The sequence below is a fragment of the Bradyrhizobium barranii subsp. barranii genome (assembly GCF_017565645.3).
Lineage (GTDB): Bacteria > Pseudomonadota > Alphaproteobacteria > Rhizobiales > Xanthobacteraceae > Bradyrhizobium > Bradyrhizobium barranii.
This window is the reverse complement of sequence record NZ_CP086139.1, coordinates 73,585-98,419: the sequence shown is the minus strand read 5'-3', so window position 1 is coordinate 98,419 and position 24,835 is coordinate 73,585. Positions and strand designations below refer to the sequence as shown.

At 62.1% G+C, this 24,835-nt stretch carries 19 protein-coding genes and 4 pseudogenes; 16 read left to right on the top strand and 7 right to left on the bottom strand.

Annotation, left to right across the window (positions count from 1 at the left end):
* From J4G43_RS54920 to J4G43_RS54875, 10 genes and pseudogenes are all read left to right on the top strand, one after another.
* Positions 1-5,099, top strand: a pseudogene (locus J4G43_RS54920) (helicase-related protein).
* Between the two features lie 307 nt (positions 5,100-5,406).
* Positions 5,407-7,086: pseudogene (locus J4G43_RS54915) on the top strand (ParB N-terminal domain-containing protein).
* A 127-nt stretch (positions 7,087-7,213) separates the two neighbouring features.
* Positions 7,214-7,684 (top strand): annotated as a pseudogene (locus J4G43_RS54910) (DUF7007 domain-containing protein); the annotation flags it as partial.
* 69 nt (positions 7,685-7,753) lie between these two features.
* Complete coding sequence (locus J4G43_RS54905; RefSeq protein ID WP_408581467.1) at positions 7,754-8,914, top strand: IS110 family RNA-guided transposase; 1,161 nt, start codon at positions 7,754-7,756, stop codon at positions 8,912-8,914.
* A gap of 286 nt (positions 8,915-9,200) precedes the next feature.
* Positions 9,201-9,623: pseudogene (locus tag J4G43_RS54900) on the top strand (DUF7007 domain-containing protein); the annotation flags it as partial.
* The gene (locus J4G43_RS54895) at positions 9,620-10,018 is read left to right on the top strand and encodes a hypothetical protein (protein ID WP_225006075.1); all 399 of its coding nucleotides are present in this window, start codon (positions 9,620-9,622) and stop codon (positions 10,016-10,018) included. The pseudogene J4G43_RS54900 and the gene J4G43_RS54895, both read left to right, overlap by 4 nt.
* A gap of 511 nt (positions 10,019-10,529) precedes the next feature.
* On the top strand, positions 10,530-11,117 hold the full coding sequence (locus J4G43_RS54890) for a hypothetical protein (RefSeq protein WP_028152392.1): 588 nt from the start codon (positions 10,530-10,532) through the stop codon (positions 11,115-11,117).
* A 355-nt stretch (positions 11,118-11,472) separates the two neighbouring features.
* Positions 11,473-12,393, top strand: a complete 921-nt coding sequence (locus tag J4G43_RS54885) for an ArdC family protein (RefSeq protein ID WP_028152394.1) — start codon at positions 11,473-11,475, stop codon at positions 12,391-12,393.
* A gap of 758 nt (positions 12,394-13,151) precedes the next feature.
* Entirely contained in the window at positions 13,152-13,466 is a 315-nt protein-coding gene (locus J4G43_RS54880; protein ID WP_028152395.1) for a DUF736 domain-containing protein, read from the top strand.
* Positions 13,467-13,529: 63 nt separating this feature from the next.
* Positions 13,530-13,676, top strand: a complete 147-nt coding sequence (locus tag J4G43_RS54875) for a hypothetical protein (protein WP_193375841.1) — start codon at positions 13,530-13,532, stop codon at positions 13,674-13,676.
* Positions 13,677-13,722: 46 nt separating this feature from the next.
* Here J4G43_RS54875 and J4G43_RS54870 read toward each other — a convergent pair whose 3' ends face one another.
* The 3 genes from J4G43_RS54870 to J4G43_RS54860 form a co-directional block, all read right to left on the bottom strand.
* Positions 13,723-14,001, bottom strand: a complete 279-nt coding sequence (locus J4G43_RS54870; RefSeq protein WP_028152396.1) for an HU family DNA-binding protein — start codon at positions 13,999-14,001, stop codon at positions 13,723-13,725.
* Positions 14,002-14,111: 110 nt separating this feature from the next.
* Positions 14,112-14,369 (bottom strand): WGR domain-containing protein, encoded by a 258-nt coding sequence (locus J4G43_RS54865; RefSeq protein ID WP_038380975.1) that lies wholly within the window; start codon positions 14,367-14,369, stop codon positions 14,112-14,114.
* Positions 14,370-14,730: 361 nt separating this feature from the next.
* Positions 14,731-15,207 (bottom strand): GNAT family N-acetyltransferase, encoded by a 477-nt coding sequence (locus J4G43_RS54860; RefSeq protein WP_028152398.1) that lies wholly within the window; start codon positions 15,205-15,207, stop codon positions 14,731-14,733.
* A 529-nt stretch (positions 15,208-15,736) separates the two neighbouring features.
* On the opposite strand from J4G43_RS54860, the gene J4G43_RS54855 reads away from it, so the two are divergent.
* Positions 15,737-15,904, top strand: coding sequence for a hypothetical protein (locus J4G43_RS54855; protein ID WP_085965845.1), 168 nt, complete (start codon positions 15,737-15,739; stop codon positions 15,902-15,904).
* Between the two features lie 205 nt (positions 15,905-16,109).
* On the opposite strand, the gene J4G43_RS54850 is transcribed toward J4G43_RS54855, so the two are convergent.
* Both J4G43_RS54850 and J4G43_RS54845 read right to left on the bottom strand, forming a co-directional pair.
* Positions 16,110-16,400, bottom strand: coding sequence for a hypothetical protein (locus J4G43_RS54850; RefSeq protein WP_028152399.1), 291 nt, complete (start codon positions 16,398-16,400; stop codon positions 16,110-16,112).
* Complete coding sequence (locus J4G43_RS54845; RefSeq protein ID WP_225006072.1) at positions 16,400-17,104, bottom strand: RNA polymerase sigma factor; 705 nt, start codon at positions 17,102-17,104, stop codon at positions 16,400-16,402. Before J4G43_RS54845 ends, J4G43_RS54850 begins: the two co-directional genes overlap by 1 nt.
* On the opposite strand from J4G43_RS54845, the gene J4G43_RS54840 reads away from it, so the two are divergent.
* Positions 17,103-17,321 carry a class I SAM-dependent methyltransferase gene (locus J4G43_RS54840; RefSeq protein ID WP_225006070.1) on the top strand — a complete coding sequence of 73 codons (219 nt, stop codon included), beginning with the start codon at positions 17,103-17,105 and terminating at the stop codon, positions 17,319-17,321. The genes J4G43_RS54845 and J4G43_RS54840 overlap by 2 nt on opposite strands.
* Positions 17,318-17,797, top strand: coding sequence for a protein-L-isoaspartate O-methyltransferase family protein (locus tag J4G43_RS54835; RefSeq protein ID WP_225006068.1), 480 nt, complete (start codon positions 17,318-17,320; stop codon positions 17,795-17,797). The genes J4G43_RS54840 and J4G43_RS54835 overlap by 4 nt, the downstream gene beginning before the upstream one ends.
* Before the next feature lie 281 nt (positions 17,798-18,078).
* Here the strand turns inward: J4G43_RS54835 and J4G43_RS54830 are convergent, their stop codons facing one another.
* Together J4G43_RS54830 and J4G43_RS54825 are read right to left on the bottom strand one after the other, a co-directional pair.
* A complete protein-coding gene (locus J4G43_RS54830; RefSeq protein ID WP_063709315.1) occupies positions 18,079-18,897 on the bottom strand; it encodes an N-formylglutamate amidohydrolase in 819 nt (272 codons plus the stop codon).
* A 265-nt stretch (positions 18,898-19,162) separates the two neighbouring features.
* Positions 19,163-19,507, bottom strand: a complete 345-nt coding sequence (locus J4G43_RS54825) for a hypothetical protein (RefSeq protein ID WP_038380973.1) — start codon at positions 19,505-19,507, stop codon at positions 19,163-19,165.
* A gap of 907 nt (positions 19,508-20,414) precedes the next feature.
* Between J4G43_RS54825 and J4G43_RS54820 the strand changes: the two genes are divergently transcribed.
* The 3 genes from J4G43_RS54820 to J4G43_RS54810 are packed head-to-tail and all read left to right on the top strand — an operon-like array spanning position 20,415 to position 24,635.
* Positions 20,415-22,514 carry a DNA/RNA non-specific endonuclease gene (locus tag J4G43_RS54820; protein WP_038380964.1) on the top strand — a complete coding sequence of 700 codons (2,100 nt, stop codon included), beginning with the start codon at positions 20,415-20,417 and terminating at the stop codon, positions 22,512-22,514.
* Positions 22,515-22,569: 55 nt separating this feature from the next.
* Complete coding sequence (locus J4G43_RS54815) at positions 22,570-23,508, top strand: S1/P1 nuclease (protein ID WP_038944358.1); 939 nt, start codon at positions 22,570-22,572, stop codon at positions 23,506-23,508.
* Positions 23,509-23,528: 20 nt separating this feature from the next.
* Complete coding sequence (locus tag J4G43_RS54810) at positions 23,529-24,635, top strand: SLOG cluster 4 domain-containing protein (RefSeq protein WP_049807846.1); 1,107 nt, start codon at positions 23,529-23,531, stop codon at positions 24,633-24,635.
* Positions 24,636-24,835 lie beyond the last annotated feature (200 nt).

The following is a 24,835-nucleotide window of genomic DNA, read 5'->3' as shown; positions in this document are numbered from 1 at the left end:
ATGGCGCAAGACGATCCCTTCACCCTCGACCTCTTCGGCAATACAGCACTGTCGTCCGGCCTTGACCTCGGGGTCACCGCTTTCGCCGGCGGCCTCACCGCCCGGCCGGACCATGACGATGATCCCGATCCATCGACGCCGCCGCCCACGACGCCAGTCGCGGCGGCCGCGGTTTCATCCGCTCGCCGTGCGCGCGGCGCGAACTTCCATCTCGCCGGCGACCGCACCCTGGCGAAGGGCTGGAAGGATCGCGCGCGCGACAATATCGCCGCGATCGGGCTTGCCGCCGCCATCGAGGCCGATGAGCGGCCGGCGACCCTCACGGAGCAGGAGCAGCTCATCCGCTTCACCGGATTCGGTGCGTCCGAGCTCGCCAACTACGTATTCCGTCGCCCGGGCGAGGCCGAGTTTCGCAAGGGATGGGAGGCGATCGGATCAGATCTTGAGGATGCGGTCGGCGATCTCGACCATGCCTCGCTCGCGCGCTGCACCCAGTACGCGCATTTCACGCCCGAGTTCATCGTCCGAGCCATTTGGACAGGCCTGCAGCGTCTGGGCTGGCGCGGCGGCCGCGTGCTCGAGCCCGGCATCGGCACGGGGCTGTTTCCTGCGCTGATGCCGGAAGGGTTTTGTGACCTCTCTTATGTCACCGGGATCGAGCTCGATCCTGTCACGGCGCGCATCGTGCGTCTGTTGCAGCCGAGGGCCCGGATCATCGCCGGCGATTTCGCGTGCACGGCGCTGCCCGCAAACTTCGATCTCGCCATCGGCAATCCGCCCTTTTCCGATCGCACCGTGCGCTCGGATCGCGCCTACCGCTCGCTCGGCCTGCGCCTGCATGATTATTTCATCGCGCGGGCGATCGACTTGCTGAAGCCGGGCGCGCTGGCGGCCTTCGTGACCAGTTCGGGCACGATGGACAAGGCGGACGGCTCGGCGCGCGGGCATATCGCCAAGACCGCTGACCTCGTCGCCGCCATCCGGCTGCCCGAGGGCAGTTTCCGCGCCAGCGCCGGCACCGATGTCGTCGTCGACATCCTGTTTTTCCGGAAGCGCAAGATCGGAGATCCCGAAGGCGATCGGTCCTGGCTCGACGTCAAAGAAGTCCGGCGTGCGACGGAGGATGAAGGCGCCATCCGCGTGAACCGCTGGTTCGCGGACCATCCGCAGTCAGTGCTCGGCACGCACGACCTCGTCTCCGGTCCCTTCGGCGAAACCTACACATGCCGTCCCCGCGATGGCGAGGACCTCGAGGTCGCGCTCTCAGCCGTCATCGCTCTCCTTCCGGAAGCGATCTACGACGGCGAACCCGACATGATCGATCCCGATCTGGAGGACGCAGCTGCTCCGGCTCCCGTCGACCTGCCATCCGATCGGCATGTGCGTGAGGGCAGCTTCTTCTTCGACAAGGCCCACGGCCTGATGCAGGTTCTCGACGGCCAGTCCGTCGCGGTAAAGGCCCGCAAGGGCCGTAGTGCCGACGGCATCCCGGAGAAGCATGTCCGGATTATCAGGAAGCTGATCCCGATCCGCGATGCGGTACGCGAAGTGCTGAACATGCAGGAGCTCGACCGGCCCTGGAAGGAGGCCCAGGTCAGGCTGCGCATCGCTTGGGGCGCCTTCGTCCGCGACTTCGGTCCGATCAACTTCACCACGGTCTCGCTGTCGGAGGACGAGGAAACCAGCGAAGTCCGCGAGACGCACCGCCGCCCCAACATCCAGCCGTTCCTCGACGATCCCGATTGCTGGCTGGTTGCCTCGATCGAGGACTATGACCTCGAGACCAATACCGCAAAGCCCGGCCCAATCTTCACCGAGCGCGTGATCTCGCCGCCTTCGCCGCCGGTGATCACCAGCGCAGCCGACGCGCTGGCCGTTGTGCTCAATGAGCGCGGGCGTGTCGATATCGACCACATCGCGGAGCTCCTGCATCGCGACGCCCAGGACGTCGTCGCCGAACTCGGCAGCGCCATCTTTCGCGATCCGGCCGACGGATCGTGGCAGACCGCCGATGCCTATCTGTCGGGCCATGTCCGCGACAAGCTGAAGGCGGCTGAGGCGGTGGCCGCACTCGATCCGTCCTATGAGCGCAACGTGACGGCGCTGCAGGGTGTGCAGCCTGCCGATTTGCGCCCCTCCGATATCACCGCACGGCTCGGCGCACCCTGGATTCCGGCGGCTGATATCGTCGCCTTTGTCAAGGAGACGATGGACGCCGAGATCAAGATCCGCCACATGCCGGAACTGGCCTCCTGGACCGTGGAGGCGCGTCAGCTCGGATGGCTGGCCGCCGGTACGTCGGAATGGGGGACGGATCGCCGGCATGCTGGCGAGCTTCTTTCGGATGCTCTGAACAGCCGCGTTCCGCAGACTTTCGACACCATCAAGGAGGAGATGAGCGAGCGGCGCGTGCTCAACGTCGTGGACACCGAAGCAGCGAAGACGAAGCTGCAAAAGATCAAGGACGCCTTCCAACGCTGGATCTGGTCCGATCCCGATCGCACCGACCGGCTGGCACGGGTCTATAACGACCGTTTCAACAACATCGCGCCACGAGCCGTCGACGGTTCCCATCTGAAGCTCCCGGGCGCCTCTGGCGCCTTTGTTCTTTATGGACATCAGAAGCGTGGCATCTGGCGGATCGTCTCGGCGGGCTCGACTTATCTCGCGCACGCGGTCGGGGCCGGCAAGACCATGACCATGGCGGCCGCGATCATGGAGCAGCGGCGGCTCGGCCTGATTGCCAAGGCCATGCTGGTCGTGCCCGGCCATTGCCTGGCGCAGGCGGCGCGCGAGTTCCTCGCGCTGTATCCGGCGGCGCGCATTCTCGTCGCCGATGAGACTAATTTTACCAAGGACAAGCGGCAGCGTTTCCTGTCACGTGCGGCGACGGCGACATGGGACGCGATCATACACGCATTCGGCGTTCCGCTTCATCGCCGTACCCTCGGCGTTTGAGCAGCAGATGATCCAGGACGAGCTGGAGCTTTACGAAACCTTGCTGACCAAGGTCGAAAGCGACGACCGTGTCTCGCGCAAGCGGCTCGAACGGTTGAAGGAGGGCCTGAAGGAGCGGCTGGAATCGCTGTCGACCCGCAAGGACGATCTTCTGACGATCTCCGAGATCGGCGTCGACCAGATCATCGTCGACGAGGCGCAGGAGTTTCGCAAGCTCAATTTCGCGACCAATATGAGCACCTTGAAGGGTGTCGATCCGAACGGCTCGCAGCGCGCCTGGGACCTCTATGTGAAGTCGCGCTTCATCGAAACCAAGAACCCCGGCCGGGCACTCGTGCTCGCCTCCGGCACGCCGATCACCAACACGCTCGGCGAGATGTTCTCTGTGCAACGCTATCTCGGTCACGAGGCGCTCGCGCAACGCGGCCTGCACGAGTTCGATGCCTGGGCGTCAACCTTCGGCGACGTCTCGACCGAGCTCGAGCTCCAGCCCTCCGGGCAAATACAAGCCGGTCACGCGCTTCGCCACCTTCGTCAATGTGCCGGAGCTGATCGCCATGTTCCGCTCCTTCGCCGACGTGGTGATGCCGGAGGATCTGCGTCAACATGTGAAGGTGCCGGTGATTTCGACCGGCAGGCGCCAGGTTCTGACTTCCAAGCCGACCGCGGCCTTCAAGCGCTACCAGGTGCTGCTCGGCGAGCGCATCAAGGCGATCGAGATGCGCGATCGCCCGCCCGAACCCGGCGACGACATCCTGCTCTCGGTCATCACTGACGGTCGTCACGCGGCGATCGACCTACGTCTCGTCGATGCCGACAATGACAACGAGCAGGACAACAAGCTCAACGATCTCATCGCCAACGCCTACCGCATCTGGAAGGAGACCGCGGAAAACACCTATGTGCGGGCGGACGGCAAGCCGTTCGAGCTTGCCGGCGCCGCGCAGATGATCTTTTCCGATCTCGGCACGATCAGCGTGGAGAAAACCAGAGGCTTCTCGGCCTATCGCTGGATTCGGGACGAGTTCATCCGCATGGGCGTGCCCGCATCGGAAATCGCCTTCATGCAGGACTACAAGAAGTCCGAGGCCAAGCAGCGCCTGTTCAGCGACGTGCGCGCCGGCAAGGTGCGGTTCCTGATCGGTTCCTCCGACACGATGGGCACCGGGGTCAATGCCCAGTTGCGCCTCAAGGCGCTGCATCATCTCGACGTGCCCTGGTTGCCGTCTCAGATCGAGCAGCGCGAGGGCCGCATCGTGCGCCAGGGCAACCAGCACGACGAAGTCGATATCTTCGCCTATGCGACCGAAGGCTCGCTCGATGCCACGATGTGGCAGAACAACGAGCGCAAGGCCCGCTTCATCGCGGCCGCGCTCTCGGGCGACACCTCGATCCGGCGGCTCGAGGACCTGGGCGAGGGGCAGGCCAACCAGTTCGGCATGGCCAAGGCGATCGCATCGGGTGATCCGCGCCTGATGCAGAAGGCGGGCTTAGAGGCCGATATCGCACGGCTGGAGCGCTCGCGCGCCGCCCATGTCGATGATCAGCATGCCGTGCGCCGCCAAATCCGCGACGCCGAGCGCGAGATTGAGTTCTCGACCCGGCGCATCGCAGAGATCGGACAGGACATCGAGCGGCTTGTGCCGACGACGGGCGAGGCCTTTGCGATGAGCGTGAATGGCAGGGCCTATACGGAACGCAAGGAGGCCGGCCGCGCGCTGATGAAGGAAATTCTGACTCTCGTGCAGATTCAGCAGGAAGGCGAGACCGTCATCGCCTCGATCGGCGGCTTCGACCTCGAATATGCGGGCGAGCGTTTCGGACGCGAGAGCTATCGCTACGCCACCATGCTGGTGCGCAGCGCCGGTGAATATGAGATCGAACTGCCGGTCACGGTGACGCCGCTTGGCGCAGTCTCGCGCCTCGAGCACGCGCTTGATGATTTCGAGGGGGAGCGGGAGCGCTTTCGTCAGCGTCTCGCCGACGCACGTCGGCGCGTTGCTGCCTATCAGTCGCGCGAGGGCGGCGACTTCGCCTTCGCCGGCGAGCTCGCCGAGAAGCGCCGGCAACTCGTCGAGGTCGAGAAGGCGCTCGCCTCCGACATCGAAGGGACGGGCGTGGCGAGGGCGATCGCCGCTTAGACGTCCTCGGCACGCCTCTATCGGCTTGCGCTCGCTGCAGAGGCGGCCAGGGTAATGAGAAGAGGAAAAGAGCAAAAACCCGCTCGCAGATCGGGCGGGCCGCCGGCGCTGACGCTCAACCGCCGCCTGCGCGATCCCGGCCCGTCGTCCTGCGCAGGGCTTTGGCCCCGCTGGTCCTGCCGGGCAGGGATGCTCGGCCGCAGTTGCACCGGCCCGTCCGCTCCGCGGGCCGGGGGGATGTCTTCGGAAAGAAGACGATGAAGGGCAGCCGAAGCGGCGCGCCCAATTCCAAAACGGAGCATCTACAATGGAACTGCAATTCGTCGATCCGCGTGCGCTGAAAGAGAATCCCGACAAGGCGCGGCGCTCCAGGTCCAATCCCCAATCCGATGCGCTCCTGCTCGCGACAATCAAGGCAGTTGGCATCGTCCAGCCGCCCGTGGTTTCACTAGAGACTAACGGCGGCAACGGCTATGTCATCGATGCCGGTCATCGGCGCGTCAAACAGGCCATTGCCGCCGGCCTCGAAAAGATCGCCGTTCTTGTTGTCGAGCGCGCCGAGGATGGCGGCGCGATGCGCTCCCTCGTCGAAACGCTGGCGCATGAATCGCTCAACCCGGTCGACCAGTGGCGTGCGATCGAGCGTCTGGTCGCGCTCGGCTGGACCGAGGAGGCCATCGGGGTGGCGCTTGCGCTTCCCGTGCGCCAGATCAGGAAGCTGCGCCTGCTCGCCAATGTGCTGCCCGCCATGCTTGACCACATGGTCAAGGGCGACATGCCGAACGAGCAGCAGCTACGCACCATCGCCGCCGCCTCGCTCGACGACCAGAAGGAGGTCTAGAAGAAGCACAAGCCGTCGAAGGCAGACCCGCAGGTAGCCTGGTGGAGTGTCGCCCAGGGCCTCCAGAAGACGCGCATGTACGCCCGTCACGCCAGCTTCGGCGACGATCTCGCGCAGGCTTACGGAATCCAGTGGGTGGAGGACCTGTTCGCTCCGGCCGACGAAGACAGCCGCTGCACCACGAATGTCGAGGCGTTTCTTGGCGCGCAGCATGAGTGGATGGCGAACAACCTGCCGAAGAAGGGCGTCATCGCTGAGACTACGAACTGGGGAGAGGTGAAGCTGCCGCCGAAGGCCGAACGGGTCCACGGCAAGCCGACGAAGTCCGATTGCAGCGCCATGTACCTCGACCGCGAGGGCCGCGTGCAGACGGTGCATTACCGCTTGCCTGCGGCGAAAAAGCCGAAAGGCGAAGCTGTCTCGGGTTCGGACAGCGGTCCGGACGACACCGGCGTAGTCTCGAAGCCCCGTCCCGATGTGACGCGCAAGGGCGTCGAGATGATCGGCGACTACCGGACGGACGCGCTGCGCGAAGCGCTCGACCGCGCACCGATCGAGGACGACACGCTGATGGCGCTGCTGATCCTCGCCTTCGCCGGCCAGAACGTCTCCGTCACGACGGGAGGCGGCGGTTTCCACAACGGCCATAGCCCCCTGGCGAGGCACACGGCGGTGCTGTTCGACGGCGACGGCAAGCTTGCCTTCGACAGGGACGCGCTGCGCGTTGCAACTCGCGCCATGCTGATCGACGTGTTCTCGTGCCGCGAGAATGCAACCAACAGCGGCATTGTCGCGCGTATTGCCGGCGAGATGATAGGCGCGGACGAGTTCCTGCCTAACATGGGTACTGAGGACTTTCTCTCCTGCCTGTCGCGCCCCGCGCTCGAGGCGTCGTGCAAGGACACGCCGGTCCTTCCGCGCCAGCGCGCTAAGGACACCCGCGCCGCGCTTGTCGAGCACTTCAAGGAGGGACGCCTTGTCCACCCGGCCGCGCTCTTCGCACCTGATACGGCGAAGCTTTCCGCATGGCTATCGTCCAGCACGACCGTCTCGGACGATGCCGACGAGGGCGACGAGGAAACCGCTGATATCGCCGATGACCCGGCCGAGGATGATACCGAGGCGTTCAGGGAGGCGGCTGAATAATAGCCCGCCGCCTTCTTGCTCCGAACGATCTGCCGCCGCCGGCCAGGCCGGCGGCGGTACTGTTTCCACACCCGCAAACACGGAGGACACGATGTCCGCGCATGTCACCGAGGGACTGGACGGCAGGCTGAATGCGTCATCTCCCGCCCGCCAGCACCAAACCGTGCCTGAATTTCCCACAGTCGCTTTCGGCCGCGGCGCTGACGGCCTTCTCGTCGCACTTGTCGGCGAGACGGCGTTCGCGATGGCGCCCGGCCGCGACGGCCGGCATTATCTCGTCACAGCCTGGCGCATTCCTCGACCAATGGACGAATGGAAGCGCAACGATTTCTACGGCCATTCCGGCGAGCTCGCCGACGAGGCGGCATTCCGCGCCGCCGTATTCGAAAACGCCGAGCATCAACGCGAGCGCAAAATGCTCGGCCGGGTCGAGGTGGATTCGCGTGCCCATACGCCCTGGGGCGCCTCGCAGGGCGCGACCCTCTATGCGGAAGGCATCGAGCGGCACTCGACCGCTGGACATGGCGGCTTCAAGCTCTCGGCCGAGCGAAACCGCAAGGTCCATCCCACACTGCGATCGAAGGGCGGCTGGTACGAGTCCCATGATTGACGTCGGCGCCGGCCGGCGAAAGGCTGGGCAAGTCGTAATCATGGGGAGCGAGTACAGATGAAAGTGATGTCTCAGCAAGCAGCGGAAACCCGGATGGATGTAGCCAAGGCAATTTACGTCTCGGTGGAGTTGAGCCAGTCAACTTGGCTGGTGACTTCATTCGTGCCGGCCATCGATACCAAGATGGCGCGGAAGGGTCTCCCAGCCGGCCAGATCGGACGGCTGCTCAGCTTGCTCAACGAGCTCCGCGCCAGGGCGCACCGTAAGACCGATTCTTGGCTCCCCGTGATCGTTATCCAGGAGGCAGGCCTTGATGGGTTCTGGGTCCATCGCGTCTTGGCCGACGAAGGTGTTGAGAGCCATGTGGTGGATGCGACATCGATAGCGGTGCCCAGAAAAGCACGCCGAGCTAAAACCGATCGTATCGACGGAGAAACACTCGTCCGCGCACTTATGTCGTTCAAACGGGGTGAGCCACGAACATGTGCGATGGTTCGGATTCCATCCCATGACGAGGAAGACCGGCGTCGGCTCGTCCGGGAAAGGAAAGCCCTGGTTGTCGAGCGACTGACGCACGTCAACCGGATTGAGGGACTTCTGTTCGCACAAGGTATTTCGGGCTACCGACCACTGAATCGCGATCGACGATCTCGCCTCGAAGGGCTTCGCACTGGCGATGGTCGGCCGCTCGCACCTTTCTTGAAAGCCCAGATATCGCGAGAACTTGACCGTCTTGAATTGGTGATCGAGCAGATCAAAGTGATCGAGGCGGAGCGCGATAAGCTTCTGGCGTCCGAACGGAAAGAGGCAAATAGCGCCATTTCCATGCTCGAGAACGTGCGTTGTATCGGACCTGAGTTCGCATCTCTGCTCTGGACGGAAGGCTTTTACAGGCACTTTGACAATCGCCGACAAATCGCGGCTTACGCGGGATTAGCACCAACACCGTGGCAGAGCGGATCCGTTGATCGTGATCAAGGAGTGTCGAAAGCTGGCAACCCGCGGTTACGCACCACGATGATACAGCTGGCCTGGCTCTGGCTGCGCCATCAGCCTGATTCTGCGCTAACCCGCTGGTTCCGGCAGCGAGCAGCATCGAGTGGTTCTGCCCAGCGCAAGAAAATCGTTGTCGCACTCGCCCGCAAACTACTCGTTGCTTTGTGGAAATATGTGACGGTTGGCGTCGTGATTGACGGGGCGAAGCTGAAGAATGCGTAGAAACTGCTCCACATCGTCATCTACTGAAGCCTGATCAGCTTCAGCAGATCCAGGCGGGCGAACCGGAAGTCTTCTTTGGCTTAAACAGCCGAGTATGAGGATGGTAGCGCCTTCCTGAGCCCAGCCCATCGAATGCGGGAATGTGGTGCCGCTGCTTGGCGCAGCGACCGGATATAAGGTTGTCCCGGCTGTTTACCGGTCGAGGAAAGACCTGGGTTCACCTGGATACTGGAGGCCAAACTAATGGAGCAAAACAATGGAGAGCCGATGGCTTGACCAATCATCATATAAGGAAGATGCGGAATGGGCGATCGTCGCGATCACCTTTCCGCATCTCTTCACCGCGTTCGAGCGCCGCTGCGCCGAACGCACGATCAAGAATTCATGGCCGGACGCCTGGGAGACGATCTTCGGCACTGTGCTCGCACTGGGCGAGTCCCACGAGAAGGATCGTCGCAGTTTCGCGCTGACACATGCCAATGATTGGATCGTCATCTCGGCGATCACCTCAAGTCGCTGCGAAGGCTTCGTGGAGTGCGTTGCAACGCCAGGCGGCAGGCGCGGAGCTGGAACGGAGGAGCGGCGCTTCCTCGTTCCATCCTCCGAATATGAGGTTGGACGCTTTGGCTTCGTGATCGACCCGGACCGGCACCAGGTCTATGGCGGGCCATCGGACTTCGTCGGCTGGCAGACCGGGAGGGTCACATGAGCGCATCCCAGGATTGTCTGGCGCGCCTTCGCCGCATGCAGGAGGCTCGGCGGCAGATTCAGCGCCAGCTCGACTTGATCGACCGCCAGATCACGCGGCGGATGACAGCGCTGATCCCGCAATTAAAGCCGAAACGCGCCGGTTATCGGCGGGGCAGGGCGCCGGACCCGAGTGCCTTCCTCGAGCGGTATCGCTCGCTTCTCGCTGCAATCACGGCGGAACGCCAGTCGGAGATCGACGCACTGGCCCGCAAGCTCGCGCGGCAGGATGCGGCTATCGCGGCGTACTGTGTTCGCAACGGACTTGCCTTCGATTGGCCTGACGCGCGCGGCCCGTGCAATCGGGCCGGCCTTGCTGTGCGATCGCGCAGCCATGGGGATCGGCACCATGGATGACAACGCGCGCGGCATTCGAGCGGCTTCGCATTGCCATGATCGATGCCGGCCAATGGTGCGGCGTCGCGAACTTCATCTTAACTTGGCGGAACGCCGACAGCCTCGGTGGATTCGACTTGTCCGATATCTATCGCTGCCGATCGCGATATCTGGAGCGACGCGTGGGTTCGTGACAGGTCATGGCGATCCTTGCCGCGCGGTTTTCTCGTTCATCGTTCCGGTCCACCGGATCTCCCCTCGGGTTTGTCGCGCTCGTAAACCGGCGGCCGGGCGCTTCAAGGCCGCTGTCGCGCCGCGTTGCGGCCGGGTCCGCCGATCTCGGCAAAGCGGGTCCGCGTCCCGCGCGAGGGCTGAAAGCCCTGCTTGTCCGCAAACCCGCTCCGCTCGATCCGGCAGCCCCGGACCCTGAAGCGCCCGTCTTTCCGCCGGTTTTTTTCGATCGCACCCGAAGGGAGGACCGGCAGGAGCCGGCCCAAGCCTTCAGGGAGAAACCGAAGGAAAGGATGTTTTCATGACCAAGACCGCTCGCGCTCCCCGCCAGTCCGCCAAGGTCGTCCAGCTCCGCAAGGGCACCACCCTCGAAATGGTCCGCCTCGCCTGCCCCGACGCTACCCAGGCCACCCGCATCTCCGAAAGCTTCGGCCTTCCCGTCCTCGATAGTGACGGCATCCGCGATCTCCATGAGCGCCTGATCGTCGAGACGGCCACGAGCCTCAGCGAAGGCCTCGGCGAGCGCGCGATGCAGATCCATCTGCAGCGGATCGTCGGCGCCTATGTCGGCTCCGCCCACGGCGCGGGCCAGTTCTACAGCCGCGCGGTGACGGAAGCCCGCGACGCTACGGCGAAGGCCGCCAACGACGCTCGCGACGAGGACCTCGATGGTCCGGTCGGCTTCGACGGCGCCGCGCAGCGCAAGCGCGAATTCGCCGCCGACATGGCGCTTCAGTCACACGCACTGCGCATGGCTGCCGAAGGCGCGATCGCAGCCTACGAGCAGGTCGTCGGCGAGCACTGGAAGCCTTTCGAGCGTCCGATCGAGAATCCCGGCAACGCCGTCGATCGCAAGGCGGCCGCGCTCCAGATGGAAGCTCTCGGCTGAGCCGCACCGGGCGAGGCTTCGGCCTCGCCCTCTTTCCATCGCTGCATCTCCGGGCCGGACCCGCATGGGTCCGGCCTTTTGTCATGTCGCGGCCGTCGCCATGCAGCGCGCGCGTTCGCCGAACGTCCAGATCGCGATGCTCGAAAAGAGCAAGGGGAAGGGCGGGCGAAGGGGAGCAGGCCGCGCCCCCGCGGCCGTCCCGGCTGTCGGTCCTGCCAGGGCCGGAGGCCGGCGCAGCGGCTTCGCCGCCCTCCACTTCGTTGCGGCCAGGGTGCGCCGTCCTCCTGAATTCCCCGGCAACGGACCGCCGTGACGGGCCGCGATGGGCGCGGCTCCAAGACGGAGGTTCAAGAAAATGAATAGGAAGAACGAAGGCGGACGCGCCGACATCTATGCGCGGATCACAGAACGCATCGTCGCCGATCTGGAGAAGGGTGTGCGCCCTTGGGTGCAGCCCTGGAACGCCGGCAACGCCACCGGCCGGATCACCCGGCCGCTGCGCCACAATGGCGAACCGTACACTGGCATGAATGTGCTGCTGTTGTGGTCGGAAGGGTTGGCCCGCGGCTTTACCTCGCCGATCTGGATGACGTTCAGGCAGTCGATCGAGCTCGGAGCCCATGTCCGCAAGGGCGAGACGGGATCAACCGTCATCTATGCCAGCCGGTTTACCAAGACCGAGACGGATGAACACGGCGGCGAGGTCGAGCGGGACATCCCGTTTCTCAAGACGTACAGCGTGTTCAACGTCGAGCAGATCACAGGTTTGCCCGAACACTTTCATCACCGACCGACGCCGATCCTCGATCCCGTCGCGCGGATCGAGCACGCCGATCGTTTCTTCGCCAACACCGGCTCCGTAATCCGGCATGGCGGTTCGCGGGCATTCTATTCACCATCGAGCGATAGCATCCAAATGCCCATCTTCGAAAGTTTCCGTGATGCCGCGTCATATGTGGCGGTGAGCGCCCATGAACATATTCATTGGACGGCGAGCCGTGTTGGCCGCGATCTCAGCCGCTACGCGAAGGATCGTAGTGAGCGAGCCCGCGAAGAACTTTTAGCAGAAATAGGATCCGCCCTGGTCTGCGCAGATCTCGGCATCGTCCCTGAGCTCGAGCCGAGGCCCGACCACGCGGCGTATGTGGCGAGCTGGATCAAAGTGCTTTCCAATGACCGGCGCGCAATCTTCTCGGCTGCGGCCCATGCGCAGCGCGCGGTTGCGTATCTGCACAGCCTTCAGCCGAAGGCCGAGAACGAGCAGGAGGCCGCCTGATGTTTCATGCTCCGTGCATCCGAGGGGGGAGCGTTGTGCCCTTCCCAATCGCGGTGCGCACGATTTTCCTTCGCGCCATCGTGCATTCCACCTCGCTAGTAGCGCTTGTTGCGCTTGCGTCTTGTAGGTGGCACGCCACGTTCGAACAGAAAAGCGGCGCCGCCTCGCGGCGGAGCCCTCTTGCGGATGCCGCTCGTGATTGCGTTATGGCAGATCGCTGGCGATGGTGCCTTCCGAAGTTGATCGGCGGCATGGATCTTGTGCGGCGAGGTTGCATCCGCACGACAAGCACGTCGGCAGTTCGTTGGCGATCTTGCGTCAGCGACTCGACGGATACGCCGAGATTGCTGAAAGCGGCGATCCCCTCTCACAGAGGATGCGCGGCGCTAAAGTGGCCACGTTGAGGACGACCGCGTCTCGTTACCCCGCACTCGTTTGCCTCGAGATCCGAATGGCCCGCGGCGCCTGTCTTCATTCCCCGTGTTTTCGTGACGGGCACACCCATCTGCGTCCTCGATAGAGGCTGGTCTGACCGAAGGCCGATCCCGCTACGCGTGCTCTCGATCTTGTCCCCGCAACGTCCGTCCTCGACTTTCTTCCCCTGTCGCTGCGCGCCATTCCTCGCGGTTCAAGAAAGTCGCTTCCGGCCGCCCTTCACTTTGTTTCGGCCCTTCGGGTGCAGGTCGATCGCCTCCGGTCTCACGACCGCCATCGAGGTCGCGATAGGCGCGGCCCGAGAAAACAAAGGGAATGAGACAATGGCTACCATCGGCACCTTTACCTCGAACGGCAACGGCGGCTTTACGGGGACGATCAAGACTCTCAACCTCAACGTCAAGGCCAAGCTGGTCCGCGTCGAGAACCCCTCCGAGAAGGGACCGCACTTCCGCATCTTCGCAGGAGCGAATGTCGAACTCGGCGCTGCCTGGCAGAAGGTCTCCAACGAGGGCCGCGACTACCTCTCGGTCAAGCTGGATGACCCGAGCTTCCCCGCTCCGATCTACGCCACTCTGATCGAGGTTGAGGGCGAGGAAGGCCTGCAGCTGATCTGGTCCCGGCCGAACCGGGACTGAGGCTTCCGCCAGAGGGCTCCGCCGCGAGGCGGGGCCTTCTTCCTTTCAATCGGAGACGCCTTCATGATCATCGACACCATCGAGGAATTGCGCGCCGAGCTGCGGGATTGCTTGTTCACGCCCGCGGAGCGCAAGGCGCTCGAAGCCGAACTGGCCGAGCTCATCCGCCGGCGCGACGAAGCACTCGCGGCCGAGGAGGAGGGGGCGTGAGCCCCCTCGTCTAGCGACTTACACCACGACGGTGCAACGGCTCCGCTCATCCGTTGAGGACGTCCTTGATGGCTTTGGCTGGCGTGAAGGTCAGCTTCTTGGCAGCCGCGATCGCGATCGGTGCGCCGGTCGACGGATTACGACCCTCGCGGGCAGGCGTATCCTTGACCTTGAATTTTCCGAAACCGGCGATACTTGTCTCGGCCCCGCTCGCTGCTGCATCGGCGATCGCCTTGAACACGCCGTCGACGATGGCCTTCGCCTGTGTCTTTGTCAGGCTGTTCTCGGTGGCGATCTTGTCGGCGATTTCATTCGCGGTGGTCATGGAACAGGCTCCATCTTGCTGTGATTTTCCTCCGTCTGACATGAAGAGCGCCGGACGGGTAGGGCCGATATCACAGGCAGAGCCACAATCCCCGGAAAACTGACGAACTATCAGACCTTCTCCTCCACAGCCGCGTATCCACGTTTGCGTTTGGCGCGCTCCAATCGTCCGAATGCGTCGCCCGCTTCATCGCTGCCGTCAAAGGTCTGCACCATCGTCTGGCCATTGGTGCCGATCCGGCCCCAGTTGCGGATCAGCGAGACCCCGCCGAATAAGGTCGGCTGGATCGAAAGCAAGTAGAACCGCCGCATGTTGCGCGTGGCGTCGATGCGGCGAAGATGAAGCGGCGCGGGCTTGAAGTTCGGCATGCGCGGATTCTCGCTTCCTGCAAAAGCAAGGTCCAATGCTTTCTATGAATCGATCAGGGCCAAACGATTCAATCTCTCGATACCTCACCGCACCATGGATGCTTGGTCCGTCCCATCATCGCGCGAGACCTTCCTTTACGAGAGTCTCACCGAGAGACTGGCCCCCCACGCATCAAGGTTCTGCCAGAGCTATCGATGACAGGTGCCTCCGTGCCACCACTCAAGTCATAATTTCGTTTTGGTACCACTTCCGGTTTCCGGAAGAGGGGTAGATTCGGAAAACCCAAAGGAAACGCCGAGCGCCCGAGCCGGGTACTTGACGATACCGACAACGCCCGCACGGACGCTGGAACGTCGAAGTTCACAAGAATTCCATCCGCACGATCTCAATAGGCTCGCCGCCGAGTCCATGAGAGAAACGGCCTCGGCCCACGCTTCGAAAGCCGCATTTTTGGTAGAAGCCTTCGGCGTTGATCGTCGCCTCGAGCCTGATTGGCCCACTATGGCCCATCCGTGCTTGCGCTATCCCGATCTTGAGCAGCCGACGACCGAGTCCGACACCTGCGGCCTCCGGCAATATGAACAGCCTAGTTACTTCGCCCGGCTCGGCGTCGACAAATCCAACCACAACACCTTCGTGCTCACACACCGTCATTCGTCCCTTGGCGATGAGTTCTTCGTAGAATGCGGACGTCCGCTCGCCCATCCAATTCTCGATTTGGTCCCGAGAATAGGATGCTCCCCCAAGTCCGGCGATTGACGCCTTCGTGATACTGAAAACCGTCTCCGCGTCCTCGTGGCGAGCGGCCCTGAAGGATAGTTTGCCATCGCGCATCATGAAAAGCAGCACTCCAAAGAATCGCTTTGCTTATCGACTTTGTGGAATCACCAGCGTCGCCCCGACCGACCTTCTTCATTCGGTCATCATGCTGCGGGCCAAAATGGTCTCAACTTCTTGAAGTCCGGCGTCACCAGCGAATCGGGTAGCCACAGTACACGTGATCGGCCTCATGCTGCCGTCAGCCCAGATTGGTCTCGAAATACTTTCGGTAGCCCAGGGTCAGTATGGCGGCCCGCTTCATCGAGAGCAATCAGTCCAAAGGCGGCATCCTCAAAAAAGAGCCGGAACAGGAACATGCATCGGAGCAGCATTCTCGCGCCGCGCGGCCGAGACCGGACTTACGAATCTCGATTCGCGAAAGAAGATTGGTCAAATGTCGAGAATGATGAACGGGGGGTACATTCATAAACGGCAGCTTGCGAGAAAGCTTTCGTGCCGTCATAATTCCGTAATCTATCGGAACCGGAGGTTTTTGCGGGCTGCGACATTGTCCAGGATTGCGGAGGCGATAGTGAGGAATTGGGTTATGACGGAAAGCACGCAGCCGAAGGCAGACAGGCGCGGCCGGCTACTGGAAGTTGCCATGAATGAAATGGTCAAATTCGAACGAAAGGAAAGCGAATTCCGCAGGAAAGATCGCGAGGAGCGGGCGGCGGAGCTTCAGCTTCCTTTGGATAAGCTCGACGTCCACTGAGAAGCGCCGATATTATTTCATTTGGCCCGATCGTGCGATGGCCGCCCCATCGCGAAGGTGCTTGGACGAGCTCACCATTTTCACGGCCTCAGCAAGGCTCAGCAAATCGCCGATTGGATGCACGCGCAGCAGGCCAATCCCGATCAACATGAAGCGGGACGAGCCACGTAGACGCGCCGTCGCCTGGCGTCATCCGTGCTCGGGCTCAATGCCGCTGGTTGTGCGACCAGAACCGGGGCCGCCGCACCGGGCGCGACCCTGCTCCAGATTTGCCCAGCTCGTCACTCAAGTTCTGATCAAAGTCTTGCTCAAGATTGCCCTCTACATTCGCGCGCGCGGTCCTGATCAGGCTTCTGACCTCGAGGGCCGTGTTGGCGATTGTCCATCCCTGCAGGCCGGATGTCTCCCGCACCTCCTCATCGGTCGCGGCGAGGATTTCCTCGCTCAGTGCTTCGAGCAGGCAGGCCAGATCGAGACTTGGGTCCCAGCGTGTCATCACTTGCTCCAGTTCTGTTGATCGCGCAGCAGAGCGCGTCGCATCCGCCGTCGCGTTGTGTCGTAGTTGAGTTCGGATATATCGTAGATCCTGCAGATCTCTCTGGCCGCCATGCCGTCGGCCATGCCCGCGATGATCTTCAGCGCCAGCGGATCGGCTTCGAACAACCGATAGACATTGGCCAGCGCCTGTGCGGCGGCCAGGACCCGCTCCGGATCGGGCACCTCGTCGACCGCCTCACCCGGCCAGCTTCGCTGGTCCGGATCATCGCGGCTCACAAGCAGCCTTCGCTCAAGCCGCGCACGCCGCCAATGGTCGTTGCAGATGCTGCGCATGACGCCCGCCAGGAACGCCAGGATGGGTACGCCGGGCGGCCAGGGGCGGCAGCCATCGAGGACGCGTGCGATTGCCTCGTGAAGCAGGTCGCTCCAGCCCAATCCTCCCGGCAGGTCGCGGCTCCAAAACCGTGCCAGAGCCTTTAGCCGCACGAGTTCGAGATCCGACAGGGCATCGATGGCGGACGCGACGTCGGCGGCTGGGGCAACCGCGACATCAGGCCTGGGAGTTATCGTCAATCGTTCCATGGTCACAACAATATGCGCTTCACCGGGCCCAATGCGGACAGCGGATGGAAGAATATTTTGACATGTCCGCGTGGGCGGACTCCAGGCGCATCGTCTGTATCGCAACAGGAGAGCCTTCATGGACGACACGTTGGCAGCGGCGCGCCGCTGGTATGCCGAAGACCTGCGATACAAGGTTCCGGTCCTGCGTAACCCGCAGCTGATCGAGGCATTTGCTTCTGTTCCACGCGAGAAATTCGTCAGCCCCGGACCGTGGCGCATCATCTCGGACCCGTATAGCGACGCATTCCTGACCCCGATACCGACCCGCGCTGGCTCTATCATGACGTCCTCGTGACAATCGATGTGAGCCGCAACCTCAACAACGGGATGCCCAGCTTCTGGGCCCGCAACTTTGAGCATCTCGACATCGCGCGCGGCGATCGCGTGCTCCAGGTCGGTGCCGGGGCCGGATACTATTCAGCGGTGCTGGCTGAGATTGTCGGATCCGCGGGGCGCGTGACGGCAGTTAAAACCGATCCGATGCTGGCCTCGCAGGCCCAAGCGAATCTCGTGAACTGGCCGCAGGTCGATGTCATCTCAGGCGACGGCCGGACGGTGGATGTTGGTGAACTTGACGTCGTCATCGTATTCGCCGGATCCACCCACCCATCTCGCTGCTGGCTCGATCGCCTGATCGAAGGCGGCCGGCTTTTGATGCCGCTGACCGACGAATCGGGGCTTTCTGCTTCGCGTGATCCGGCGTCGAAACCGGTTCGAGGCATCTTCGATCGGCGCCGTCTCCGTCTATCCTTGCATCGGGGGGCGCGATGACGAGGCGGGAAAACATCTGCATGCCGCGCTCGAAGGCCTGCCGCCCGGCAAAGTCCCGATTCGCGCGCTGCACATCGGTGATCCGAAGCCTGACGATGCTGATAATGTCTGGTTTCAAGCGGCGGGGTTTTGGCTGGAACGCGCGGCTGTCGAAGGAGATGCCGTCCCTTCGAAATGATCGGGCTGCTTCGATCGTGCTAGACCATCCTCACGCTGGGCATTCCTCAACTCAAACGTGATGTGCCCAATTATCTCCCAACACGGTCTCTCAGGACGCGCAATTATGTGTTGCGCCAAAGGTCAACAATTTCTCCGAATACTTCACGAAGCCGTGGCTTTAGCTTCGCAAGCCGCATCGGATCGAGTTGCGGTCGGATCGGTTTGTCGATGTGAGTGCAATCCAGATACGTTGTGTAGCGCAGTTCGATCTGTAGCGCCTCGGTTGACGAGTTGTGGTGTCTCCGGATCAAGTAGCCGCCCGAGAAAGGCTCGTTGCAGACCGTCCGGAAGCCTTGTCGCTTGAAAGCCTTGCTTGCCAAAGTGGTCGTCTCTTGCCGGCACGACGTGCTACGCAGGTCACCGATGCAGACATCGTCCGCGATCGGTCCAAAGAATGCGTGCAAGTCAAGGAGCAGAACCCGCCCGCACACTCTCAGCATGCGGTCAATAAGATTGGACAGCTCTTCATGGTAAGGTGAATGATACTTCACCAGTCGTTGTCGAAGACTCTGTTCGTCCGGAGGCTTTCGATAAATGGGCGTTCCATCAAACATCGAGTCGGAAATCACCGCCTCGTTGAAGGAGCCAAATAATAATCCTTCGGGATTTCGGTTTAGGTCTGTGACATACCGACTGTGTGTCGCCGCGATCGTCGTCACGCCCAGTTCAGGCAGAAAATCGTAGACCTGCGGGAGATGCCAGTCGGTGTTTCTCAGCCAATTTAAATGAAGTGGGGTGAACGCATCGGCAATTGATGGCGGAACGAAGGTGCCGCTGTGTGGCATGCTGGCAATGATAGGTACAGAATTTTCGGGACAAGGTCGTTCTATTCGATAGAGTTGCTGGCACTCTCTACTTGGACCAGTTGATTGATCATTCATGGATAGCGCACCTGGATAATCGTCAAACCTGCGCGCCCTGAGACGTCTACTCCGCCCGAGCGATTCAAGTTTTTGATGTTGACGCGTTTTTGATGTGGATGCGAGCCAAGCCAGCTCCGAAAGCCAGTGCGGGCGAATCGTGGTCTCCGTTTTCCATGTTGTCGCTCTGAGCCGGGCGGAGACAACCGTGCGCAGGGCCGTCCACGGCGAACTCCGCGCATTCGCCTCCTGATGTAACGAGCTGCGGGGTCCGATAGCAACCGGTCTACTCGTGATACGACCCCGACGGGACTCTTGGAATATATCCCAATTGACCTTCCAATGCAGCCAACGTTAGGCGAGCTGACTCCAATTTTGCAGTCGCCTCGACCATGGCGGCCGACGTTTTGTCCACCTGCGAAATCGCAGCCGAGCTAATCTGGAGTAGGCTGTCCTTGAGATGCGGCGACGCTTCATCTCGCATGGCACGACTTAAATCCACCAGCGTGCTCGTCAGCGCTCGATGCGTGCAAGCTTCCTCTCGTTCGAGAGTTTCCAACCTTGCGAGTGCCTCGCGATAGTATCGTATCGCTTCGACGACCCTGCTTTCGAGATCTGTGTTGTCGCTCACCTGCTCTTCTCCTCGCAAATCTTTGAGCAATTGTGCCAGCTTGAACGAGCAAAAATTGGGCGGCTCGTAGATGGTGCGAGCGAGGCCGTGATGAAATTGGGCGGAGACCTACGTATCCCCATTTGGAAAACGGTAAGAGTCCGACCACCTCTCTGTCCTCCGTCTATCAGGGGCGTGCCACAAGCTCCTCGGGGGGCGTTGATCGTGGCGCTTGTTGGACATGCCACAAGGACTGATCTTCGCCTTGGCGAAAGTCCTTCAACGTTCCTTTTGATTCTTCCGTCAAGACCCGATCCTGTTTCCGCCCACCTTGAGACTTGCCCCGTGATGGTCTTACCGAGTTCCGATTAAGGGCGACCTACGGCAGCCCAACTTCGCTTCTCGGGTCCGAGTTTCAGCTCGCTGGTCTCGGCGTTCTCGATCGCGGACAGCAGTTCTTCCCTCAAGCTTGCGATAGACAGTTCGATTTCGGCCACGGTCGCACCCAGAAATGTCATGAAAGAATTACGACGGTTTGGCGTTCCGAAACGGATGGGACGTCTCTCTAACAAGGAGCGATCACAAGCGCCCCTAGCTCGCTCGTCAACCGGCCGCGTTCGTTTCTTCGTTGTTGTCAGGCGAACTTGACCGCGCGCGCGATATATGTAGGATCAGCAATCAAAGATTGCATGCATTTTTTGATCGGAATCTATTGCGGGGCAAGACATGTCGCGGCACTTGGAGAGCCCGGCGCTTTCACGAAGCGCGAACATTTGGGCGAATACGCGACAACTTTCAGCGCGATGTCCAGTGGAGCGCCTATGGCGGCATTTTGTGACGTTGCTATGACGGCGGGACGTTTGGACATGAGCAGCGCGGCGGCATTCAGAGGTCGGCTCGACGCGCTTTCGATCAGGGCGGGCTAATCATGGAAATCGATCAGACGCGGTTTCGAAACGTGGTCGAGCAGACGCGCGAGGATCGCGATCGCGTGCGCAAGCTCGTGGAAGCCAAGCAGTGGCGTCAGGCCGAGCCGGACCGGACGCGCATGGCGATGTTCAGCTTGCGGACTGCGCGACAGACCATGCCGCGCGGCGCCGAGGCCGTGCAGGGTCCTGACGACATGCAGGCGTCGTGGTTCCTGCCGGGTGGCGCGACGGCACGGCGGGCGATCGCGTTCGTTGAAGCGACGGCTGGAGGCAAGTGGACGGCCGGCTCCGGCTTTCTGATCAGCCCCACGCTCTTCATGACCAACCAGCACGTGATCCAGGACGAAGCCGCTGCGCTTTCGGCCCAGATCACGTTCGATCGGGAAATGGGCGAGGACGGCTCGATGCGGCCCACCACCGTCTTCCGTTTGGCGCCCGACCGTTTCGCCCTGTTCTCACAGCAGGAGGAATTGGACTACGCGATCGTGGCTCTCGGGCAGAAGGTTGCCGGCGATAGCGACCCGCGGGATTTTGGATTGTGCGTCCTGTCCGATCGGCCCGACAAGCACGTGATCGGCATGAACATGAATATCGTGCAGCACCCGAACGGCCTGCCGAAGATGATCGCGATCCGGAACAATATCCTGCAGTATCGGACGGAGCGCACGCTTCTGTACGAGACCGATACCGACCACGGTTCGTCGGGAGCGGCAGTCTTCAACGATGCGTGGGAGCTCGTGGCGCTTCATCACTTCGGGGAGCCGTTCCTCGAACGTAAGGACGAAAGCGGCAATGCCATTCCTACCAACGTCAACGAAGGCGTGCGGATCAGCGCCATCTACCGGCATCTTTCGGACAGGCTCGCGACTCTCGACGGGGATCATCGCGACCTGTTGCGGGCCGCGCTCGAACTGTCGAAGACGGCTCTCGTTCAAACGGGCGGCAAGCGACTCTCGCCGCCGCATCCCTCCGCGGATGCACAAGAGAGTCTGGTGATCGGGGAGGAGGGCGTCATGGCCAGTGAAGCCGGCGGAAACGAGATCAAGGTGACGATTCCGATCGAAGTGAGCGTTCGGGTAGGCGGAAGCTACGTGGCCGCCGCTCCCGTCGCGCCCGCACCCGCGCCCCAGAAGACGCTCACACGTGCGGCGGAAAAACTATCGATCGACCAGGACTATTCGAATCGCGACGGCTACGACCCGCGATTCGTGCACGGCGTGACGTTTCCGCTGCCGACGCCAATCGGCAAGTTGGCCAAGCAGGTGGCTCCCTTGCGGGCCGGCGAACAGAACGCCGAGGCCGGCGAGCTGAAATACGAGCACTTCAGCATCAAGATGAACAAGGCCAAGAAGATGGCTCTGTTCACGGCGACCAACATCGATGGCAAGAGCTTCCTGAACGTCGACCGCTCCACGGGGGAGGTCACCGACGGCGCCGAAGGAGAGACCTGGTACGGCGATCCCCGTATCAGCGCGAGCTTCTTCATTGACCAGACCTTCTATTCGGGCTGGTCCAATCTCTTCGACAGGGGCCATCTGACCCGCCGTATGGATCCGGACTGGGGAAGCAAGGAGGCAGCTGAACGGGCGAATGCGGACACCTATCATTTCACGAACTGCACCCCGCAGCACTTCCGCTTCAACGAGAGCACGAAATTCTGGCAGGGCGCCGAGCAATATGTCCTCGAAAACGGGGCCATCGCTGAAGAGACCGCCAACCGCATCTGCGTCTTCCAGGGACCGATCTTCGACGACAAGGTCGATCTTTGGGCGGACGATATCCAGATTCCGTCGTCGTTCTTCAAAGTGATCGCCTGGAAGGGCAAGAACGGCGTGAAATCCGTGGGCCTCGTCGTCGATCAGCGTCAACTGCTGTCCGAACAGCGCAAAGGCGGAATCCCGCCGAAGCCGCCGGCCTTCGTCGACGTCTCGCAATGGCGCGTCGCCATCACCGAGATCGAACGCCGCACGGGCCTCGACTTCGGCGATCAGGTCAGGTCGGCCGATACTTTCGAGACCAAAGATCAGCCTGTCGTAGGCGAGGCGCGGCCGGCGGTTCCTGTGAAATCCGAGTCCGATCTCCTGCCTCGGAACCTGTGACGATCGCGATCAGGGGCCGACATCTAATCCACTGCACGATCGCGGAGAAACGTGCATGAAGAAAGCCGCTTTGATGGCGTTGTCCTGCCTCGTCGCGCTCGTGCCCGGCCCGGCGTCCGCGTGGTGGGACGAAGGCCATATGCAGATCGCCTATCTGGCCTACAAGCGGCTGGATCCCGCGATCAAGGACAAGATCGACGGCCTGCTTAGGCTCAATCCCGACTATCAGGTCTGGACGTGTGGTGCGCAGGACGACGATTCCCGAAGGACCTATGCCTTCGTCCACGCGGCGACCTGGGCCGACGACATCAAGACGAAGAGCGACTACCGGGAGGATCACGTCAGCGACGCGACTGCGGGCCAGAACGTAGCTTACGACAAGCTCAAGCACAGCTATTGGCACTATAAGGACATATTGTTCTCGCCGGACGGCACGAGCCTGCCCGCACCGGATCCGGTCGATGCCGCGAAGATGGCGAAGATCATGATCGCTACACTGCCCGCGGCCTCCGGCGCCTCCGATCAACTCCGGTCCTACGACCTCGTCTGGTTGCTGCACCTCGTCGGGGATCTCCATCAACCACTTCACGCGATTGCCCGCTATACCGCCGAGCTTCCGCACGGCGACCGCGGCGGCAACGCCGAGATGGTCGTTCCGGCCACCGGCGAGACGATCGCGCTGCACGCCTATTGGGATCGTCTCTTCGGCGGATATTCGTCCGTTTTCGGGGCCATTTTCGACGCCGACGATCGGGGTGGTCTCGGATCCGTCGCGGTCGACCCCGACGCGGAGAAGGTGCTCGATCCCGATCGATGGGCGCAGGAGAGTTTCGAGGCCGCAAAGAGCTTCGCATACGCTCAGCCGGTCGCGCCCGGACCGGCCGCGGTCCAACTTACGCGCGACTATGAGACGAACGCGCGCAACGTCGCCCGCACTCGCGCAGCCCTTGCCGCGGCAAGGCTCGCGAGAGTGCTGGACACGGCGCTTCACTAGACCTCGAAGGGAGAACTTGGATGCTGCCGACGATGCTTCAGAGGTTGTACGCGGCCTCCGACCTCCTCGATGGATTCAATCCGTTCGACGAATTGGGCTTCACGCTCACCCGCGACTTCGAGGTGTTCCGGCAGTTCGTGTCCGATGGTGGACCCGTGCCGTCCGCTCTGGAAACGCGACTGTCGCAGGCGCGGCACGACGCGACGATCGCCGATGCCCTCAAGAGGTTTCTGAAGGACGTTGGGCGGCCACTCGTGGGGTTCATGGGCGGCCACGCCGCCAAGCGCAATTCGCCGGCGTTCGCCGACATCGCCAAGCTCGCCTGGAGCGTGGCGCAGGACGGGTACCTCATCGTGACCGGAGGCGGTCCCGGCGTGATGGAGGCTGCGCACGTGGGAGTGGCCTTCAGCAGAAACGGAATGGACGATCTCGAAAGGGCCCTGGCGAATCTGGCGGCGACCCCGGATTATGGCGATCTGGACGATCTCTTCGAGAACGACGGCAGCCTTAAGAAATCGAAGCGGAAGGACGTGATGGCCGCCCGCGACTGGCTCGCGGCTGCACTCGACGTGCGTTCGGCCGCGCCGTCGACGCTGCCTCTCAGCCTTGCCATTCCGACCTGGCTGTACGGTGCAGAGCCCACGATGCCGTTCGCGACGCACTACGCCAAATATTATCAGAACAGTCTTCGCGAGGAGGCGCTCGTCAACAATTCGCGGGCTGGGATCATCTACGGCCGAGGGGGCGGCGGAACGCTGCGCGAGATTTTCCAGGACGTGGAAAGGAACTACTACGCCAAGGACGCTGAAAATTTCACTCCAATGATATTCTTCGACAGGGGCGGCTACTGGCTGCGCTCCGCAGTCTACGAGCGCGGCAAGGTTACAAGCTATGGCTTGAAACTCGACGAAACCGTCCCCGAGATCCTCAAGTTCGGGATCTGCAGCCGATTGAGTCCCGATGAAGCTGCATTGCGGCCATTTCTCGATAAATTGACTTTCACTGATGACGTATCTGTCATTAAGGATGTCTTGGCCAAGCATTCGGGCGTTGCGAAGCGGAATATGTCTTTCGCGCTCGCCGGCGAGTCGTTCAGGATACCTACGCTGCGCATGAACCGGGCCTAAACGAAACGGGCGCCCGCTGCGCCCAGTCTTCCCCGGACATTCCGGCAGGTATCGCCGATGTTGTCCAGAACTCCCGCGACCGCGATGATGGCGGCATGAGGCGGGGCACCCTCCGGCGGGTTTTGGCGTACGATATCGAACGCGCGTGGTCTAACGATCTCAAATGTCTGAAGCGTGCCTATGATCTTTCCTTGCGGGAT

Coding starts and splice junctions, on each gene's coding strand:
- J4G43_RS54905 (WP_408581467.1), top strand. CDS start 7,754: ATGAAAGTGATGTCTCAGCAAGCAGCGGAAACCCGGATGGATGTAGCC.
- J4G43_RS54895 (WP_225006075.1), top strand. CDS start 9,620: ATGAGCGCATCCCAGGATTGTCTGGCGCGCCTTCGCCGCATGCAGGAG.
- J4G43_RS54890 (WP_028152392.1), top strand. CDS start 10,530: ATGACCAAGACCGCTCGCGCTCCCCGCCAGTCCGCCAAGGTCGTCCAG.
- J4G43_RS54885 (WP_028152394.1), top strand. CDS start 11,473: ATGAATAGGAAGAACGAAGGCGGACGCGCCGACATCTATGCGCGGATC.
- J4G43_RS54880 (WP_028152395.1), top strand. CDS start 13,152: ATGGCTACCATCGGCACCTTTACCTCGAACGGCAACGGCGGCTTTACG.
- J4G43_RS54875 (WP_193375841.1), top strand. CDS start 13,530: ATGATCATCGACACCATCGAGGAATTGCGCGCCGAGCTGCGGGATTGC.
- J4G43_RS54870 (WP_028152396.1), bottom strand. CDS start 14,001: ATGACCACCGCGAATGAAATCGCCGACAAGATCGCCACCGAGAACAGC.
- J4G43_RS54865 (WP_038380975.1), bottom strand. CDS start 14,369: ATGCCGAACTTCAAGCCCGCGCCGCTTCATCTTCGCCGCATCGACGCC.
- J4G43_RS54860 (WP_028152398.1), bottom strand. CDS start 15,207: ATGATGCGCGATGGCAAACTATCCTTCAGGGCCGCTCGCCACGAGGAC.
- J4G43_RS54855 (WP_085965845.1), top strand. CDS start 15,737: ATGACGGAAAGCACGCAGCCGAAGGCAGACAGGCGCGGCCGGCTACTG.
- J4G43_RS54850 (WP_028152399.1), bottom strand. CDS start 16,400: ATGACACGCTGGGACCCAAGTCTCGATCTGGCCTGCCTGCTCGAAGCA.
- J4G43_RS54840 (WP_225006070.1), top strand. CDS start 17,103: ATGGACGACACGTTGGCAGCGGCGCGCCGCTGGTATGCCGAAGACCTG.
- J4G43_RS54845 (WP_225006072.1), bottom strand. CDS start 17,104: ATGAAGGCTCTCCTGTTGCGATACAGACGATGCGCCTGGAGTCCGCCC.
- J4G43_RS54830 (WP_063709315.1), bottom strand. CDS start 18,897: ATGAATGATCAATCAACTGGTCCAAGTAGAGAGTGCCAGCAACTCTAT.
- J4G43_RS54820 (WP_038380964.1), top strand. CDS start 20,415: ATGGAAATCGATCAGACGCGGTTTCGAAACGTGGTCGAGCAGACGCGC.
- J4G43_RS54815 (WP_038944358.1), top strand. CDS start 22,570: ATGAAGAAAGCCGCTTTGATGGCGTTGTCCTGCCTCGTCGCGCTCGTG.
- J4G43_RS54810 (WP_049807846.1), top strand. CDS start 23,529: ATGCTGCCGACGATGCTTCAGAGGTTGTACGCGGCCTCCGACCTCCTC.